The organism is Chloroherpetonaceae bacterium (assembly GCA_025056565.1).
Lineage (GTDB): Bacteria > Bacteroidota > Chlorobiia > Chlorobiales > Thermochlorobacteraceae > Thermochlorobacter.
On the sequence record JANWWA010000007.1, the window covers coordinates 29795 to 47755 of the forward strand.

The window sequence follows — 17961 nt, forward strand, 5'->3', positions numbered from 1 at the left end:
CTGTTCTTTCTTAGTATTGGAACTGCAGCGTCAAAATGTTGGCTGAGCCTAATTGGCTGGTGAATGGAATAAAGGCGTAGTCAAAGACGATACTTGCCCACTTAATGCCCACACCCGCTGAGAAGTTGCGGGCTGCATTTCCAAGCATTGCACCGATGCGAAGCCAGAGCAGCTCTCGGAACATATACTCTGCTCCTACGCTCAGATGTGCTGCATCTGAAAAGACGCTCACGGCGTTGGCTTCCAGTATCAAGGAACTTTCCACAGTGGGCAGCATCAGTTGGTAGGCAGCGCCAATGCGTAGCAGCGCTGGCAGTCTTGTGCTTTCACTTGCCAGTGCATTCATTGCTCCCACATTTTGCAGCGATGCTCCTAAAGTTAGTCCCTGAAGCGGGCGGAACAGACCTGATATATCGACTGCAAAGCCCGTTGCATCATCAATAAAGATGCGCTCAAAGAGAAACTTGCCCGTTAGAGCTATGGCGAGCTTATCTGTTAGGTTTTGGCTGTAGGCGACACTGGCAGCGAGATTTTGTGCCGCAAATGTGCCTTCGGGCGTTGGCGTAGGACGCAAGCGAATCGGAATGTTACTTACCGTGAGCCAAAAGAGCGAAACGCCCAGCGCACTTTGACCGAAGTTGAACTTGGTTGCGACGTAACTTGCATAGGTATCCAAGAGCCAGAAACTTTGCGAGAAAAGGATACCAGATTTTTCGCTTGCAGAAAGTAGTGCAGAATTGTAGTAATTCGCTGCTGCGCTTTGTGCAGAGGCGACACCTGTGTTGGCTAAGGCTTGTTCTCGCGCAGTTACGCCTACTTGCAGGAAGGAGAGCCCCGTTTGGCTGAACAGCGACAGTGGATAGCAGAGCAGAAGAATAGCAAGAAAAAATTGACGCATAGCGCTAAAAGTAGGAAGGGACTTACTTCTGTGTAAGCCCAGCAAAAGCCCCTTATGTCGCTTAGTTTTTATCTTTGCTGGCCTCTAGTAAGATGCGCTTTTCTTCGCTAGTGAGCGACTCATAGCCACTGCGTGAAATCTTGTCTAAAATCTCATCAATGCGGTCTTGCGTGATGTGACGAGAAGAGGAGCGATACGACTGTGAGCGCGACCCACTGGCTGAAATTTTTTCAAACCACGACTGGAACGGGAACTCTCGCTGCATTACCTTTATGTAGATGTATCCAATCGCCATTCCGCCCAAGTGGGCAAAGTGCGCAATACCGCTGGAAGATTGGTCGAAGCTCGCAATAAACTCTAAGACAGCATAGAGTGCGACCAGATACTTCGCCTTGATAGGAAGGAGAAAATAAATGTAGATGTATCGGTCAGGAAACATCATTCCGAAAGCCAATAGCACGCCATAGACGGCACCTGACGCCCCTACAGTCGGATACACGCCGCTTGTTAGCAGCAGATTGATAATTCCTGCACCAATGCCACAGGTAAAGTAGTAGATTGTAAATTGCTGCGTGCCCCAATAGTTTTCAATCTCTGCCCCAAACATCCATAGCGCGAACATATTGAAGAGAATGTGCCAAACGCCGCCGTGCATAAACATATAGGTTACAAGCTGCCAAATCTCAAAGCGGTTCGAGTCCAACGTCCAGAGCGCGCCAAACTCCAACAGAGGCACCCGCATCGGTGTAAAAAACTGGAAGAAAAAGACGACTACATTGACGATGATGATTAACTTAATCGCAGGCGGCATCACGGAGAATCCACCTGGGCGATACTCATCGTAATACCTCATACTGTCTCCTTCCTTGTTTAGTCTCAGTAAGCGAAACAGATGTTTGTGGCAAAAGATTCGCTCAAACTTAATACGTGTTCAGATTGCAAGCAAAATTTCACCTGTTCTTTTTGCCTTCGTTCTATGCCTTCTTTTTTTGCAAGTGAAAGGATAGGAAAGCCTTGCAACCTGTTTCATTTTTCCTTCTTGCAGTCTTCATCAATCTATCCTTTGCACAAGTGCACTTTGCACAAACGTTCTCCACAAACTTGTTACAACATGATTCCACTGGCTACTTATCGTTCAGTGCTGCGATGCCGGGCAACACTTTGCCTTCGAGGAACTCCAGACTTGCTCCGCCGCCTGTTGAGACATGCGTAACGGATTTTTCCAGACCTGCTTTGGCAATTGCCGCCGCACTGTCACCTCCACCAATGACCGTGATAGCCCCTTTTGCCGTTGCTTCAGCTAAGGCTTTTGCAATTTCCACTGTGCCAGTGGCAAACTTTTCCATTTCGAAAACGCCCATCGGGCCGTTCCACACCACTGTCTTAGCGCTAAGAATTTCCTTTCGATACATCTCAATTGTTCTCGGCCCGATGTCCATTCCAATCCAATCGTCTGGAATGTCCGTAATCTGCACAACTTTGCTTTCCGCATCAGGCTCAAATTTATTGGCGACCACCACATCCAGTGGCAAAAAGAGTGAGACACCTTTCGCATCAGCACGCTCCATTACCGCTTTTGCCACGTCTAACTTGTCATCTTCAACCAGCGACTTGCCCACTCTTAGACTATTTGCTTTGAAGAAGGTAAAAATCATTGCACCTCCAACCAAGATTTTGTCAACCTTATCAATCAGTCGCTCCAAGACGTCAATTTTGCCTGAAATTTTTGCTCCTCCCAAGATGGCCACGAAGGGTCTTGCGGGGTTTTCAGTCGCTTCACCGAGATACTTTAGCTCTTTTTCAATAAGAAAGCCTGCCACCGCTACTGGCACAAAGCGCGTGACGCCTTCGGTTGAGGCGTGTGCACGGTGCGCTGTGCCAAACGCATCATTGACATAAATCTCACCTAACGCTGCCAGCTTCTTTGCAAACTCTGGATTGTTATCCTCCTCGTCAGGATAGAAGCGCAGGTTTTCGAGCATCAAGACCTCGCCGTTTTTCAAGGCGTGCACCTTTGCTTCGACTTCAGGACCGATGCAGTCTTCTGCCATCTGCACAGGTCGCCCTAGAAGTTCAGAGAGCCGTTCTGCTGCGGGTCTAAGGGAGAACTCCATATTGCGCTTGCCTTTCGGTCGCCCCAAGTGCGACATTAGAATTACGCGCGCGCCGTCGCTTACAAGTTTCTGAATCGTAGGTAGCGACTCCCGAATACGCGTGTCATCTTCAATGCGCCCCGACTTGTCAAGTGGCACGTTGAAGTCGACGCGCACCAGTACCCGTTTGCCGCTAACAGAGATATCCGAGATAGTTTTCTTGTTCATACTACACTGCGTTAAAAGTTAGTCTGATGAGCCGATGCGATAGGTGCTTTGAACAATTGCACGCAGTTGCAGCACATCGCTTGCACGCACACGTGCCAGCTGTGGTTGAGCACCTTGCCTTGTGTCGGCTTGCAGTTCAAGAAAGAGATAGCGTGCCCGAGGCAATGCTTTCAGCTCTTCATCATTTAGCTCGAGCACAATGCGGCTTGGCGTCAAGGCTGTGCTCTCGCCAGCCGCATTGACAGGTGCCGCAGCAATCGTTGCAAAGTCAGCGCGCGGTAACGACAGCGTTTGGCGCGTGGTGGCACTGACTACAATCGGTCGATACGCCGCATCCAGAAATACCGTCCTAAGACGCGTGTTGATGGGGAGACTGGATTGCACCTGCAGGGCAAGGCGTGCAGCTTGCACACTGCTCAGGTCAGGCGGTGTTAGTGCTACAGTATCACGCAAACCAAAGGCTGCAAGGTTGAATCGGAAGGGCAAGCGGAAACTGAGAGCCACGCTGACGCGACTTGTATCCGTTACGAACCCAAATACTCGGTTTGGGTTCAGCACAGCCGTGCCGCGCGTCACGATGCGATTCGGCAGGCGCGTAAAAACTTGCGAGATGTTGCTATTCTGCGCATTGAGTACCAGCCGCGTGGTGGCATTTGGTGACACTTCCAGCGTAATTGGCTGACCATTCAGCAGCACATCTAAAGAATCACGTCGACGCGCACTGAAAGTTACAAAACGGGTCGTAGATCGCACCAAAAAGCCAATTGAACTTTGAAAGTCCAGCGTGAGATTTGGAAATAGTTCTCCACTCAGCGTGTCGACATCCGACAAGTTTAGCTCAAGCGGGTCGAGTGTAAAGCTAAAATCCAGCGGACGGTTTTCATCGACACGCCAGACCACGCCTTCCGCACGAGAAGCGGCAATCTGCGCGGTTTGATAGACGGTTACAAACTCTGTGTTTGGGTCAATGCGAATAAAGTCTCGTGCTTCGTTGGTGCGTGCCGTAATTTCATACGGAATCACGGTATCACCCTGAGCTGTAATCGTCCAGCCCCCGAGATTCGAGATAGTTACAACTGCGGTTTGCAGTGCTGGCACGAAGGTCTCCTCTTCATAGCGGCGATTGCCTTGCGTAACGGTGGGCAGGACTACACGCGCAGTGCCGTTAATCGCAATTGGATTAATAAAGCGTATGCTGACTGTTCCGCGTCGCAGTGTAACGCTGCGTAAGCGCTCTACAACCCCGCCTGTCGCACGCACCGTGCCCTTCTCCAAAAAGGTCTGTGCTTGGAAGCGCACTTCTGCCGCAGAGTAGGCAACTGTGTCGGTTGGCTGAATTGTTACCGTGAGCGGTGCCGTCAGTGCAATGGTTGCAGCCTGCGCTGGAATGACGCCATTTACAATCCGCACTGCTAAGCGACTTGTAAAGCGCTGATTAGACAGCATCACTGAGTCCATCACCGTTTGACCTGCATTCAGGCTCGGCACGGTTATTGCGCCTAGTGTTACATTTTGCGTCAGGTCTTGCAGCTCAAAGCGTAGTTGCTCGAAGCGCACACCTGTGCCATTGGACACACGGATTTTGATGCCGCCTTCCACCACATCTACAAAACGAATGTTCTCGTCGAGCTCGAAGCGATATGCTTCAGAGCGAAGATTGTCGAATCGTGGCAAAGTCGTGCTACCTGTTGGCAACGAAATGCCCGATGCGGAGGCGATACTACCTAAGGATTGCGTTGCGCTCTTTTCGAACTTAGGAATTCGCAGTCGTCGGCTTGCTTTTGTGCGTGCTGAATCTGAGATGCGAATTGTCAGTGAGTCGCCAATGTCGAAGGTGCTGCGGTATGTGGTATCATAGACGAACTGAATATCGCCAGACGGTGTAATTTCTAGCGGCGGGTCTTTTAATTTTCCAATGAGCGAGCGAGCGGTGTAGCTTGCGTTCAAAAGCGGAAATGCACCCGAAATATCCCAGATGGGTGTAACAGGACGCTCTATGTTGCAACTAATTGCGCCAAGTAGCAGCGTGAGCAAAATTGCACGGGCTAGCAAGGTTTTCACGGCACAATTTCTCGGGATAGACAAGTTTGCAGCGTAAAGTAAGAAATAATTTCAAAAAAGCGTTTGAATGGCATCATATCGCGGACACTTGTGGGGCGGCATCATTTTCTTTGTTCCATTTGTGTTGCTCCTTGTTTTTTTCTTCGACTTCTACCGCCAGCCTCTTCCAGCGCTGCTGGTGCAGATTGTGATTTTGCTCGGCATTACAATGCTGTTTGCACTGTTTCCTGACATTGACATCAAGAGCAAAGGGCAGCGCATTTTCTACCTCATCTTTTTTTGCGTCGACATTCTCCTTATTGCCACAGGGCACTGGCGCGAAGCAGCATTTTTGGGACTTTTTGCGATGTTACCACTTATCACCGAGCATCGTGGCTGGACGCACTCTTTTTGGGCTGCGCTTGTTATTCCGCTGCCTTTTTTGCTTCTTCCTATCTGGTTTGCCAAAGCTGGCTGGAAAGCGGGTCTGCCCTACTACCTTGCTGCCGTTACAGGCTACCTCAGCCATCGTTTCATGGACGGTATCTTCTTTGGTCGTGGAAAGCGCTGAGATGTGTCTGTCCGTGCAGTGCTGCACCTGAATGGCTCTTGCTTTGCCTCCTTCCTAACACCGCTGCTGCCTGCGCAACTGCTGACACGATTTGTCTATAAATTTCAGCGTGCTAAATTTCTCTGAAAACCGTGATGCACTATGGCAGAGCGAGATTACGACAGCTCAACCTTGCGAGAATTTTTAAAGCATAAAGTCTTCGGTAAGGTTTGGTTTAGCGCACTGCTTATTGCTCCTGCTGTTGTGTTCTTCGCCTTTCTGATTGCGCGGCTTGATGTGCTCAGCAATTTGGAGATGAAGCTCTTGGACACCAAGTTCAATCTGCGCCCCTTAGATACGACCTTCAAGCAGCGTTCTCAGGTGGTGCTGATTGGCATTACAGACCAAGCGCAGCAAGCGGTGCAGTCATTTCCATGGCCGCGTGACTACCATGCGCGCATTATTCGCAATCTGCACCGTGCTGGCGCAAAAGTGATTGCCTTTGACTTGATGTTTGACGAAGTTGACAAGCGAGGCGGTGATGCTGCTTTTCGAGCAGCAGCTGCAGAAGCGCAAAATGTTGTGGTCGCAGGACGCGAGCCAACCTCTATGACGGAAGGACGGCAAGTAGAATACAAGTCGCTTGGCAAGGTCGACTATGTAACCATCTTTGACGGCTCGCCGGGCACAACAGTTGGCAACGTTTATGTGCGTCAAGATAACGATGGGGTACTGCGACGCTATCATCCTGCCAGCGCTAATGTGCTAGGCAATCAATTTCTCTCCTTTGCATATGCGATTCTCAAGGTTTATTTCCAGACCAGCGACTCTTTGCGCTACGAAGAGGGGGATTTTGTCTTTGCAGGCAAGCGAATTCCCAGTTTCGACGGCGAGTCTGTGCTGCTAAACCCTTACGGTCCAAGTCATGCCTTTCCCGAGATTTCTGCCGAGAACATTCTCGATGACCGTGAGTTTATGACCAAGTTCGAGTATGAGCAGTTTCAGCAAGTCATGAAAGAAACAGGGCTAGACTCACTTTCGCTGGTTCGGAATGAAGAGCTACGCGACCTCTGGGCAACTGACCTCTTTGACGACCCGCTAAGCGGCATTCAAGAGCAAGTTAGGGGCAAGATTTGCATTATCGGTCCAATGTTTCCCGAAGCTAAAGATGATTTTCCTACCTCAATGTGGACAGATGGTCGCCCTGACCAAAACAAGATGTATGGAGTTGAGATTCACGCCACAGCTGTCCAGAATTTCATTGATGGACAGTTCATTCGAGTGGCGAATCCATTTGCGGTGATTGGTGTGCTCCTGTTGCTTAGCTACGTGCTCTTTGTAGCTGCTGTCTCTATCAAGCGCGTGCGCATCCCAAACCAAAAGATTATGCTTTTTGTAACGATTGGCGCAATGCTGCTTGCTCTATACAGTGCCAGTGCGCTTACCGTCTATATTCTTGGTGCCAATCCTCTGCAATACTTCCTCTCTTTGCCCCTTACTACGCAACTACTCTTTGTTGGCAGCACCATTGCGGGTTCAATTGCTGCAGCCTTTGGCTTTAAGCGCGCTGGCACTATGCAGGAATTTAGCGTAGAGGTGCTATCGCTGCTTCTGTCAGTTGGTCTGTTTGTTGCGGCGTATCAATACTCCATTTACCACTTTGTGGAAGATGGCGTGCTGATTTATGCCATTCCTTTTGCGACCACAATCGCCTTCTCATATGCTGCCACAATTCTCTACCAGTATTTTACGGAGTCGCGTCAGAAGAAACTTATCAAAGGCTTCTTTAACGCATATGTGCCACCTGCGCTGGTGGAGCAGATGCTTGCTAATCCCGATTCCTTTAAGTTAGGTGGTGAGCGCCGTGAGCTGACAATGTTTTTCAGTGACATTAAAGGTTTCACCAATATCTCCGAAGGCTACAAAGACAACCCCGAGAAACTCGTTGAGCTTCTGAATGAGTATCTCGGCACGATGACAGACATCATCTTTAAGTATGGTGGCACGCTGGATAAGTATATCGGCGACGCCGTGGTCGCATTCTGGAATGCACCGCTGCCCGTAGAAGACCACGCTAAACAAGCCTGCTGGGCTGCGTTGGAGATGCAAGAGACGCTGAAAAAGCTCCGTGAGAAGTGGATTGCAGAGGGCAAGCCGCCGATTTACTCGCGTATGGGTATCAACACTGGCACAGTCATCGTTGGCAATATGGGCTCGCAGTCTCGCTTTGCTTACACAGCAATGGGTGATGCGATGAACTTAGCTGCACGTCTTGAAGCGGCAAATAAGGCGTTCGGCACATCAATTATGATTTCGCAATACACTTATGAGCGTGTCAAAGACTATTGTCTTTGTCGGGAGCTTGCGACTATTACTGTGCAAGGCAAAGCTGAGCCTATAAAGGTTTATGAATTGGTCGGACGCAAAGAGCCGGGCAAAGTCTATGAAGAATTGCCACCTGCTGAAACTGCCTCGAAGGGTATTCTAGCGATTGCCAAAGATTAGCTATGGCGATAAGTTACAATCAAGCGGCGCCGATGGCCTCTCGTCAATCCAGATATGAGCTTACGCCTGATATGTTGCTTTATGCTTACTCGGTTGGCATTTTTCCGATGGCGGATTCAGATACTGGAGAGGTGCACTGGTATCAGCCCAAAATGCGTGCAATTATTCCGATTGACACCTTCAAGCCCCCTCGCTCACTGCGGCAAGTAATCAAGAAAGGCATCTTTGAAGTGCGTCTCAACACCGCATTTGAGCAAGTGATGCGCAACTGCGCCACCGAACGTGGCGACGGCTTAGGCACATGGATTTCCGAAGAGATGATAGATGCTTACACACGTCTTCATCACTTGGGCTATGCACATAGCGTTGAGACTTTTCTGAATGGTCAGCTAGTCGGCGGTCTCTATGGCGTTGCTATTGGCGCCGCATTTTTTGGAGAGTCAATGTTTTATCGCGTCTCAAATGCTTCAAAGGTGGCCTTTGTCGCACTGATTGAACGCTTGCGTGCCCGTGGCTTTGAGCTTTTGGACTCACAGTATATCAACGACAATGTCAGGCGCTTTGGAGCCATTGAGATTCCGCATCACATCTATATTGAACGCCTACAAGCTGCCCTGCGCAAGCCTGTCTCATTCGTTTAGGGTAAGCCCATCGTGAATCGCAATGACGCAAGCGAGCACACTACCTGACCTTGCTGCACTGCTTCAATGCGCAAGAAGTGATTTTCTTTCTCAAGGGTGCTTGAACACTGTGTGACATGAACCTCTTTCAAGCTGCACCTGCTGCCACCAGCATCTTTATTGCAAACATTGCTCTAAGCCTCGTGGCGTTTGTAGGTGGCAAGTCGATTTATGAAAAACTCTGGCTACATCCTTATAGCATTGTGCGCCGTCATCGCTATTACCTACTTCTTACCAGTGGGTTTATTCACGCTGACTTCGGACATCTTGCCTTCAATATGATTACCTTTTTCTTCTTTGGCTTTCCACTGGCAAGACAGATTGGCGATATGGATTTCCTTGCTGTCTATTTTGGCAGCCTTATTCTTTCTAACATTCCGACTGTGATAAAGGAGCAGCACAACCCTGACTACAAGAGCATTGGCGCCAGCGGCGCAATTTCGGGCGTGCTTTTTGGATACATTCTTTTTGCGCCGCTAAGCAAAATCTATGTCTTCCTAATCCCGATTGGCATTCCAGCAGTGCTTTTCGCTGGACTGTATTTGGCGTTTAGTTACTATGCAGCTCAGCACAACTGGGGCAATATCAACCACGAAGCCCATTTCTGGGGTGCGCTGGCGGGCACACTGCTCACGATTTTGCTTGAGCCACAAGCACTGGACATTTTCTACCAAACTGTGTTGGGTGCCTGATTACCACTCGAAGTGTCTCACATCGAGCGTGTCGCCACGCCGACGCAGTTCTTGCAGTGCTTTGATGCCAAGCTCAAGGTGCTTATGCGTGTATTCGGCAAAGACATGGTTCGCTGAGGCTTTGGTTTTGATGCCCTCTTTTGTGAGTGGCAAATCACTTACTAGCATCAATGCCCCAATTGCAACCTTGACGGCAAACCCCGTGATAAAGAGCGTAGCGCACTCCATATCAATCGCAATGGCGCGCTCCTGAAGTAAGCCTTGCTTGAATTCTTCATCAAATTCCCAAAAGCGGTAGTCCGTTGTATGAATCACACCTGTGCGATACGAGTAGCCGTTTTCTACCAACACTTGCGAGAGAATTTTCTGAATATTGAACGTAGGTAAGGCAGGCACGTGCGGCGGCATATAGTGCAGTGAAGCGCCATCGTCGCGAATTGCGGCAATTGGCAAGATAAATTCGCCCACTTTGAGCCGCTTGTTTAGTCCGCCACATAAGCCCAGCATAATCACCGCTCTTGGCTTTGGCTTGCGGAATGAAAGCAAATCCATCACAAGTGCTGCAGTGGGGCTGCCAATCTTGTAGTCAATCAGTGAGATGTCTTCGCTTGGCACATTGACGGCTTGAAAGCCTGAGCCTGCCACAATCGGTGCATTGAACTTTTCAGCAAATTCCTTGACATAGCGCGTAAAGTTGGTGAGCAAAATGTAGTTGCCGATTTCACTGGCGGCACAGCCAGTGTAGCGCTCAAGCATATCCAAGCCAATTTCTTCCTTGTGCACTGCGCGCGGCAGCGCATAGACATCTTGTGAAGTTGGTTTTTCGGCCTTCATAGCGATTTTATTTCGTCTGCGATTCTTTTAACTTTACTCTTCCTTCGAACCTATTGAGAGCAAACACTCTGGGCACATTTAACGAATTATCGGGAGAATTTCCAATGCCAGCAAAAGAGAAAAATGTCGCACTCAAGCCCCTCGGTGAAGCTATCACGCAAGGACGACTTCAAGACAAAATTTGCCTTATCACTGGCGGCGCCGGCAATATTGGCGAAACCATTACGGCGCGCTTTTTATCGGAAGGTGCGATTTGCATCATTACAGGACGCAATCAAGAAAAACTCGAGCAATTGCGCCAAAAGCTCTTTGCTGCTGAGAGCAATGGGCGCTCAAAGTCGCTTCACCTGATGGCATTCAATGCTGCTGACCCCGAAGCCGTTCATCGTGCAATGGACACCATCAAGCGTGAGTTTGGTCGCCTTGATGTGTTAGTGAACAATGCGGGTACAGCTGGCCCAAAGCAACTGCTTTCGAATTTGCCCTTTACTAAAGCGGAGCTGGAAGCCCTGCGTCAACAGGGCTTTATGGACAGTGAAACCGTCTCAGATGCAGTGGGCAATATCTTGGGCATCACTTGGCTGATGACACGTGCGGCATTTGAGATTCTCTCCGTTGGTGCCAGTGTCATCAATGTCTCTACCATTTTTTCGCGCACAGAATACTTCGGACGCGCCGCTTACAGCGTGCCTAAGTCTGCACTTAATGCACTGAGCAAACATCTTGCAAAAGAGCTTGGGCTTTCAAAGAAAGGCATTCGGCTCAACCTTGTCTATCCAGGGCCAATTGATACCGACCGCATTCGCATGGTCTTCAACGCAATGGATAAGCTCAAGGGGCAAAAAGAAGGCTCTATGCAAGAGCACTTTTTCGGCAAGATGATTCTGCAGCGCGAAAGCGAAGCTGGAATGGGCAAAATGTTTCCGAAAACCGAAGATGTTGCCAGTGTGATTGTCTTTCTTGCCAGTGATGAATCAGCGGCATTTGCAGGGCACTCGTTCGAAGTTACCAATGGTATGCAAGTGCCTGAGGAAAGTCGCACGACGCTCACGAGTCGCCCACGCCTCCGCATTTCCGATGGAACAGGCAAAAAAACGCTCATTATCGCAGGCGACCAGATTGAAGATGCCACCGGCTATGCCAAGAAATTCCTTGATGCGAAGTCCAGTGTGATTGTTGTCTTTCAGCATCCAACTTACTACGAGCGTGCCAAGGCGGAGTATCCACACTTAGACATTCGGCATTTCAACGCACTTGACGCTGAAAGTCGTCACGCTTTTTTTGAAAATCTGCTCAAAGAAGCACCGATTGATAATGTGCTCATTTTGCCACGCTGCGAAAAGAACTTCCAAAATGCCTACCTCCTAGATACAAGCGATGAGATGGCACAGAAATTTTTAGAGCAAGAAATCGTTGGCACGCTGGCAGTTGCATCGTCGCTGGCAAAGTTCTTTGTCGCCGAGCAAGAGCTACTGCGCGAAGCTCCGCGCGTGGTCTTCGTTTCTTCACCAGCTTACGGGCGTTCAGTGTATCACGACATCTTACGCGCTGCCAATGAAGAGCTGATTCGCATTTGGCGCGATGAAGCTGAGACCTTGAAAGCACAAGGCAAACAAAAGTTTGGTATCGTGGCGCATCAACTTCTACGCTATTCGCAAAAAGAGGAGAACAATTTTGAGCTGACAGCAGGATTTGCACTGGAGCTGCTTTGCACAGCAAAGAAACTCGAAGAAATCAACCTCTACTTGCCAACCTACATTGAGCAACCTGCACAATCAGGGTTGATTGACTCACTCTATGGCATGCACTTGGGCAAAGTCGCTGTCATCACAGGTGGTTCACAGGGTATTGGTGGTGAAATTGGGCGGATGTTGGCTCTGGCAGGGGCACGGGTAGTGCTGGCTGCACGGCGTGAGCCAGAATTGCAAGCCAAACGCAAACAAATCATTGCCGAGCTGGAACGTATCGGCTACTCTAATCCTGAAGAGCGTGTCGCAATTGTGCCGAATGTGGACGTTGCAGATGAAGCGGCGCTCGGCAGATTGGTGGAGTTTGTCGTGCAACGCTTCGGTCGTGTTGATTACCTTATCAACAACGCAGGCATTGCGGGTGCAGAAACGATGGTTGTCGATATGAGCCTTAAAGACTGGAGGCATACCCTTAAAGCCAATCTTATCAGCAACTTCTCCCTGATGCGCAAGGTTTTGCCGCTGATGAAGCGACAAGGCTATGGCTACATTTTGAATGTCAGCTCATACTTTGGCGGTGAAAAGTATGTGGCAGTGCCGTATCCCAATCGCGCTGACTATGCAGTCAGCAAAGCAGGGCAGCGCGCACTGGCAGAAAGTTTTGCCAAGTTTTTAGGGCCTGAACTGGTTATTAACGCAATTGCACCAGGCCCTGTGGAGGGTATCCGCTTGGCTGGTGAAGGCAATCGCCCTGGACTGTTTGAGCGGCGCAGCCGACTGATTCTTTCTACAAAGCGCGTCAATGACCTCTATGCAGCCACGATTCAAGCCTTAGAAGCGGGTGCTAAAATCGAAGACCTCTTGGCATCTATGCAGCACAATAGTGTAGCAGAACTGCTCGATGGCGCTACTGTGCATCAACGCTTGCAACTGCTTGCGCAACACATTCAGAGCACTGCCGATAGCCATAGTGCTTCCTACACGCATCTGATGGATAAGACGATTGCTGAAAAATTCATTGAACGCTTAAAAGTCGGTTGCTACCTAACTGACCACCAGCTTGCTGAAAAATTCTTGCGCGACCTGCCGCTACCCACAGAGGACTTTTTCAGCAAAGAGTTTCTGCTTAGAGAAGCCAAAAAAATTCATGACGGCATTCTCAGTATGCTTTACCTTAAGCGAATGCCAACCGAAGAAGATGTGGCGCTTGCTACGGTGCACTACCTTGCTGCAGGTGGTGTCTCGGGCGAAACGTTTCATCCATCGGGCGGTTTGCGCTTCGATCGCACTGTCACTGAAGGCGAACTTTTTGGCAAACCCAAGCAAGAGCGCTTGGCACAGTTTGAAGGCAAGACCATTTACATCTTCAGCGAGTATCTCTTTGAAGAAGCTGCACGGCTCATTCAGGCATACATTGGCGAATACAAGGTTAAGCAAGTGGTGCTCTTCACAAAGAGCACCTATATTGCAGAGCAATTCCGTTTGCGTTTTGCGGAATGGGCAAAGTCAGGTCGCCTGCATGCGCGCGCCATCGGTATGCAACTGGAAGATGCTATTGATGCAGCGGTTGCAGACTTTGGTCGCCCAGACGCAGTTATCTCCATGCCTTTCGAGCCCATTCCAATTAAGCCGCTGGTAGCCGACAAGTCAGGCAACTGGGAAAATGTCTTCAACGAAGAGGATTTCGAGGAGCTGGTGGAGAACAACCTTACTTTCCACTTCCGTATTGCACGAAAGTGTTCACTTCTGGGTCCGCTACAAATTGTGCTCGTTACGCCCAAAACTTCGCAGCGCTCCACTGCAGAAGAGTTTGCGCTTGCCAATTTCATCAAGACAACGCTCCACAGTCTTACCGCGACATTAGGCGTTGAAAATGAACGCCTCATTCATCACGCGGCTGTCAATCAAGTCGACCTCACACGGCGCGCCAAGTCTGAAAAGCCGCAAACTGAGAGCGAAATCGAGGAGGAGTTGGAGCGATTCGTTACAGCTTGTCTGCTGACTTCTGCGCCGCTGCCTACGCCAGAAGTGTCGCGCTATCGATCGCGCATCTATCGTGGCAATGCGATTACAGTATAACCAATTTGCTATGAAGTCAATGCGTAGCTTACCTTGGCTGCTTTTCTTTTCAGCCTTTCTTTCTGGCGCCAGCTGGGCGCTTCTTATTGCTGATTGGCAGCGTGTTGAGCAAAGCGGGTATTTTCTCTTGCAGGGTGCCGCAGGATTTTTCTTTGGGCTGGTTGCACTTTGGCAAGTGAAAGCGTTGCGTGAAGCCCTTTTGCCACCTAACTCTAACGGCAACTACTATGGCCACAATTAGAAATCCGTTCGAGCCAATGCCACCTGTTTCCAGCACGGCTTCACATGCGCCTGACCTCGAGCGCTACGCCAAAGCGCCCAGCAAGATTGAACTGGCTCTCGAGCGACTTACAGAATCGAAACTTAGGTGGAAGCCTAACCCAAAGAAGTGGTCAATTCGTGAGATTGTCTGCCACCTTGCTGACTCTGAAATCGTGGGTGTAGCCCGCATGCATCAAATTGTCTCATCGTCAAAAGACTCGCCTCCTACACTGATTGCTTACGACCAAGACGCTCTGGCAGAGCGATACGGCTATAACAGCTACGATGAACAGCAAGCACTGCAGCTCTTCAAAATTCTGCGCAAACACACCACTGCCCTGCTGAAAGCCCTGCCACCTGATGCTTTCGAGAAGAAGGGCATACATCCTAAGCTCGGTATGATGAGCTTGGCTGACCTTGTCAAGCTCTATGCTGACCACGCTGAGACGCATTTGCGCCAAATTGAAACTCTTAAAGAGCAGCTCAAAGGTGAGGAGCGGTAAGTGTGTCCTTGCAAATTTTCGTAAAGTCCAGCAAAACGCACAACGACCGCCAGTCCCGAAGAAGCCAAAGCACACTCGGAAGAGCTTATTGAAAAAACCCTCGCAGGCGAAACGGTTGAAATCCTTGCCAAAGGACGTCAAGCCCAGCCGGAAGTTGTCAAGACCAGTAATGACCACATCGATTTGCCTCTGCCAGTAGGAACTGCCTAGAGAAAAATTGCTTGGCAACTTACTCTGCGCAAAGGCAACTCCACCTTGCTACAGCGAAGCAGGTTCTTTGCGATTAAAGCGGGTCATGGCGAGCTGAATGCCGTGTTCGACGAAGCACAAGCATGCCTTTACGCAGTGCGCAATTGCTTCTTGCACAATCGGCAGTTCATCAGCACGGAATGGTGATAGCACGTAGTTTGCTGCCGCTCCCTTGTGAGGTGGATTGCCAATGCCAAACCTTAGACGCGCAAAGTCCTCTCGCCCTAATTCTGTAATAATATTCCTCAATCCATTTTGCCCTCCAGCTGAGCCTTTCGGGCGCAAGCGCACTGCACCTAAGGGCAGATTCAGGTCATCGCACACGACCAGCACATCTGACACACTCACCTTGTAGAACTGCATAGCTTGCCGCACTGCCCGTCCTGAAAGGTTCATATAGGTCAATGGTTTTTGCAACAGCACATCAATGCCAGCGTAATGCGCTTTTGCAAGGAGATAATCTCCTTTGCCTGACTGGAATGCCACCCCTAATTCTTGGGCAAGCGCATCAAGAATTGCAAAGCCGATATTGTGGCGTGTGCCGTCGTATCGTGGTTCGGGATTGCCTAATCCTACGATGAGTTTCATTGCGATTGCAGATTTGCTTGCACCAGCTAAACTTGACAGCGCTTCTTGGAAATTCCCAAAGTGAAGAATCATGTTAGACCATACATCCTTTGGCGACGCTCAAGTGCGAAATTTTTTGCATCAGCCTTCCCGTTTTCTGAGTAGGGTTTTACAAACGCTTATAGTTCAATGGCAGAGCAAAAGACACCTCAGAAAGGCTTGCAGATGGATTCTGATGCACCATCGGGCAATGTGTTTGATGCATTGCTCCTGCGTCGCCTCTACCGCTATGTGCGTCCGTATCCGCTTCTCTTAGCCAGTGCTACGCTGCTCACTGTTCTTGCTGCACTTTTTTCGCCCCTCCGTCCGTATCTGGTTAAGCTCGCTGTGGACAACCATATTGCCATAGGCGATACAGACGGTCTAATGCGGCTCAGCGCCCTGTTTCTTGGCGTGTTATGTCTGGAAGCGCTGACACAATTTGGTAGCGCCTATCTTACCCAACTGCTGGGGCAGAAGGCGGTCTTCAACCTGCGTCAAGAGCTATTTGCACACGTGCAGCGCCTTGCGCTCTCGTTTTTCGACCGTAATCCTATTGGCAGACTCATGACACGCATTACAAATGACGTGGAGTCGCTCAATGAAATGCTTTCGAGTGGACTGGTTTCACTGCTTGGCGATGTATTTCAGCTTGCATTCATCATTGTGATGATGCTCATTCTGGATTGGCAACTTACGCTGGTGAGTTTTAGCGTTCTGCCACTGATGTTTTGGGCAACGATGGTGTTTAAGAAGTATGTGCGTGTCGCTTACCAAGATGTGCGCACCGAAGTTGCGCGACTGAATGCCTTCTTGCAGGAACACATTACGGGTATGATGATTGTGCAGCTTTTCAGCCGAGAGCAAAAAGAGTTCGAGAAACATTCTGAAATCAATGCTGCGCATCGAGATGCGAACATTCGCTCTGTGTGGTACTACTCCATTTTCTATCCCACCATTGAGTTGCTCTCTGCTATTGCGCTCGGCTTAATCATTTGGCATAGCAGCCAGCGTATTTTGTCGCACTCGCTTACGCTGGGCGTCGTGATTTCTTTTGTGCAATATATTGCTCTCTTTTTCCGACCGCTGCAAGACCTCTCCGATAAATTCAACATTATGCAGACTGCTATTACCAGCGCTGAGCGCATTTTTAGACTGCTTGACCAAAAAGTTTTTATCAGAGCGCCAGAGCACCCCGTCATACTGCAGCACGTCCGTGGCGATATTGCCTTCGAGAATGTCTCCTTTGCCTACACAGATGAGAACTGGGTGCTGCGCGACATTTCCTTTGAAGCTAAAGCGGGCGAGAAAATTGCATTGGTAGGAGCAACAGGTAGCGGTAAATCTACCATTATTAGTCTCCTGTCTAAGTTTTACGAGCCGCAAAAGGGCAGAATTCTACTCGACGGCATAGACATCCGCCAAATTCCTGAGCGAGAACTTCGCCGTCACATTGGTGTGGTTTTGCAAGATGTCTTCCTTTTTTCGGGCACTATTCGTGACAATATCACGCTAGGTAATGCCGAAATTAGCGACGCTGCGATTGATGCCGCTGCTCGGCTGGTCGGCGCACACACATTCATTGAGAAGCTACCCCGTCAGTATGATTACCTTGTGCAAGAGCGGGGGAGTGCTTTATCAGCTGGGCAGCGTCAGCTTATTGCATTTGTGCGCGCACTGGTGTATGACCCCAAAATCTTAGTCCTTGATGAAGCAACAAGTTCGGTTGACACAGAAACCGAGCAGCTCATTGAACGCGCCTTAGAGAAGTTGATGGCTGGGCGCACGGCTCTTATCATCGCCCATCGGTTATCGACCGTGCAGAAGGCAGACAAAATCATCGTTCTGCATCGGGGCACTATTCGGGAAATGGGCACGCATCAAGCACTTTTGCAGCAGCGCGGGCTTTACTACAAGCTCTATCAATTGCAATATGCTGAGCAAGTAGGCGTGCCTCACTCTGCAGAGAACCTCACCGCCAAAGATGAAGCATCTTGATACCATATGCCTGACTGCGCTACGGCACTTCGCTTAGAGTAGGTAGCAAACCGTGTT

General features: G+C 49.7%; 14 protein-coding genes. 8 read left to right on the forward strand and 6 right to left on the reverse strand.

Going from position 1 to position 17961, the window contains the following annotated elements:
* Positions 1-10 precede the first annotated feature (10 nt).
* The 4 genes from NZM05_06910 to NZM05_06925 form a co-directional block, all read right to left on the reverse strand.
* The gene (locus NZM05_06910) at positions 11-898 is read right to left on the reverse strand and encodes a PorV/PorQ family protein (GenBank protein ID MCS7013346.1); all 888 of its coding nucleotides are present in this window, start codon (positions 896-898) and stop codon (positions 11-13) included.
* 61 nt (positions 899-959) lie between these two features.
* Complete coding sequence (locus NZM05_06915) at positions 960-1751, reverse strand: rhomboid family intramembrane serine protease (GenBank protein MCS7013347.1); 792 nt, start codon at positions 1749-1751, stop codon at positions 960-962.
* A 271-nt stretch (positions 1752-2022) separates the two neighbouring features.
* Positions 2023-3219: a phosphoglycerate kinase gene (locus NZM05_06920; GenBank protein ID MCS7013348.1), complete on the reverse strand. Its 1197-nt coding sequence runs from the start codon at positions 3217-3219 to the stop codon at positions 2023-2025.
* An 18-nt stretch (positions 3220-3237) separates the two neighbouring features.
* Positions 3238-5280 (reverse strand): hypothetical protein, encoded by a 2043-nt coding sequence (locus tag NZM05_06925; GenBank protein MCS7013349.1) that lies wholly within the window; start codon positions 5278-5280, stop codon positions 3238-3240.
* Between the two features lie 67 nt (positions 5281-5347).
* Here NZM05_06925 and NZM05_06930 point away from each other — a divergent pair, with 67 nt between their 5' ends.
* The 4 genes from NZM05_06930 (at position 5348) to NZM05_06945 (ending at position 9686) form a co-directional block, all read left to right on the forward strand.
* Positions 5348-5830, forward strand: a complete 483-nt coding sequence (locus NZM05_06930) for a metal-dependent hydrolase (GenBank protein ID MCS7013350.1) — start codon at positions 5348-5350, stop codon at positions 5828-5830.
* A 141-nt stretch (positions 5831-5971) separates the two neighbouring features.
* Positions 5972-8314, forward strand: coding sequence for an adenylate/guanylate cyclase domain-containing protein (locus NZM05_06935; GenBank protein ID MCS7013351.1), 2343 nt, complete (start codon positions 5972-5974; stop codon positions 8312-8314).
* Between the two features lie 2 nt (positions 8315-8316).
* Positions 8317-8955 (forward strand): leucyl/phenylalanyl-tRNA--protein transferase, encoded by a 639-nt coding sequence (aat, locus tag NZM05_06940; GenBank protein MCS7013352.1) that lies wholly within the window; start codon positions 8317-8319, stop codon positions 8953-8955.
* Between the two features lie 116 nt (positions 8956-9071).
* Positions 9072-9686: a rhomboid family intramembrane serine protease gene (locus NZM05_06945; GenBank protein ID MCS7013353.1), complete on the forward strand. Its 615-nt coding sequence runs from the start codon at positions 9072-9074 to the stop codon at positions 9684-9686.
* On the opposite strand, the gene NZM05_06950 is transcribed toward NZM05_06945, so the two are convergent.
* The gene (locus NZM05_06950; protein MCS7013354.1) at positions 9687-10520 is read right to left on the reverse strand and encodes an AMP nucleosidase; all 834 of its coding nucleotides are present in this window, start codon (positions 10518-10520) and stop codon (positions 9687-9689) included. It lies immediately after the preceding gene.
* A 104-nt stretch (positions 10521-10624) separates the two neighbouring features.
* Here NZM05_06950 and NZM05_06955 point away from each other — a divergent pair, with 104 nt between their 5' ends.
* From NZM05_06955 to NZM05_06965, 3 genes are read left to right on the forward strand one after another with little or no spacing between them, the layout of a single operon-like run.
* The gene (locus NZM05_06955) at positions 10625-14287 is read left to right on the forward strand and encodes an SDR family NAD(P)-dependent oxidoreductase (GenBank protein ID MCS7013355.1); all 3663 of its coding nucleotides are present in this window, start codon (positions 10625-10627) and stop codon (positions 14285-14287) included.
* Between the two features lie 19 nt (positions 14288-14306).
* Entirely contained in the window at positions 14307-14528 is a 222-nt protein-coding gene (locus tag NZM05_06960) for a hypothetical protein (protein ID MCS7013356.1), read from the forward strand.
* The gene (locus NZM05_06965; GenBank protein MCS7013357.1) at positions 14515-15051 is read left to right on the forward strand and encodes a DinB family protein; all 537 of its coding nucleotides are present in this window, start codon (positions 14515-14517) and stop codon (positions 15049-15051) included. Before NZM05_06960 ends, NZM05_06965 begins: the two co-directional genes overlap by 14 nt.
* A gap of 258 nt (positions 15052-15309) precedes the next feature.
* Here the strand turns inward: NZM05_06965 and pth are convergent, their stop codons facing one another.
* On the reverse strand, positions 15310-15888 hold the full coding sequence (pth, locus tag NZM05_06970) for an aminoacyl-tRNA hydrolase (GenBank protein MCS7013358.1): 579 nt from the start codon (positions 15886-15888) through the stop codon (positions 15310-15312).
* 168 nt (positions 15889-16056) lie between these two features.
* On the opposite strand from pth, the gene NZM05_06975 reads away from it, so the two are divergent.
* Positions 16057-17904 (forward strand): ABC transporter ATP-binding protein/permease, encoded by a 1848-nt coding sequence (locus NZM05_06975; protein MCS7013359.1) that lies wholly within the window; start codon positions 16057-16059, stop codon positions 17902-17904.
* Positions 17905-17961: the final 57 nt, after the last annotated feature.

Coding starts and splice junctions, on each gene's coding strand:
- NZM05_06910 (MCS7013346.1), bottom strand. CDS start 898: ATGCGTCAATTTTTTCTTGCTATTCTTCTGCTCTGCTATCCACTGTCG.
- NZM05_06915 (MCS7013347.1), bottom strand. CDS start 1,751: ATGAGGTATTACGATGAGTATCGCCCAGGTGGATTCTCCGTGATGCCG.
- NZM05_06920 (MCS7013348.1), bottom strand. CDS start 3,219: ATGAACAAGAAAACTATCTCGGATATCTCTGTTAGCGGCAAACGGGTA.
- NZM05_06930 (MCS7013350.1), top strand. CDS start 5,348: ATGGCATCATATCGCGGACACTTGTGGGGCGGCATCATTTTCTTTGTT.
- NZM05_06935 (MCS7013351.1), top strand. CDS start 5,972: ATGGCAGAGCGAGATTACGACAGCTCAACCTTGCGAGAATTTTTAAAG.
- aat (MCS7013352.1), top strand. CDS start 8,317: ATGGCGATAAGTTACAATCAAGCGGCGCCGATGGCCTCTCGTCAATCC.
- NZM05_06945 (MCS7013353.1), top strand. CDS start 9,072: ATGAACCTCTTTCAAGCTGCACCTGCTGCCACCAGCATCTTTATTGCA.
- NZM05_06950 (MCS7013354.1), bottom strand. CDS start 10,520: ATGAAGGCCGAAAAACCAACTTCACAAGATGTCTATGCGCTGCCGCGC.
- NZM05_06955 (MCS7013355.1), top strand. CDS start 10,625: ATGCCAGCAAAAGAGAAAAATGTCGCACTCAAGCCCCTCGGTGAAGCT.
- NZM05_06960 (MCS7013356.1), top strand. CDS start 14,307: ATGCGTAGCTTACCTTGGCTGCTTTTCTTTTCAGCCTTTCTTTCTGGC.
- NZM05_06965 (MCS7013357.1), top strand. CDS start 14,515: ATGGCCACAATTAGAAATCCGTTCGAGCCAATGCCACCTGTTTCCAGC.
- pth (MCS7013358.1), bottom strand. CDS start 15,888: ATGAAACTCATCGTAGGATTAGGCAATCCCGAACCACGATACGACGGC.
- NZM05_06975 (MCS7013359.1), top strand. CDS start 16,057: ATGGCAGAGCAAAAGACACCTCAGAAAGGCTTGCAGATGGATTCTGAT.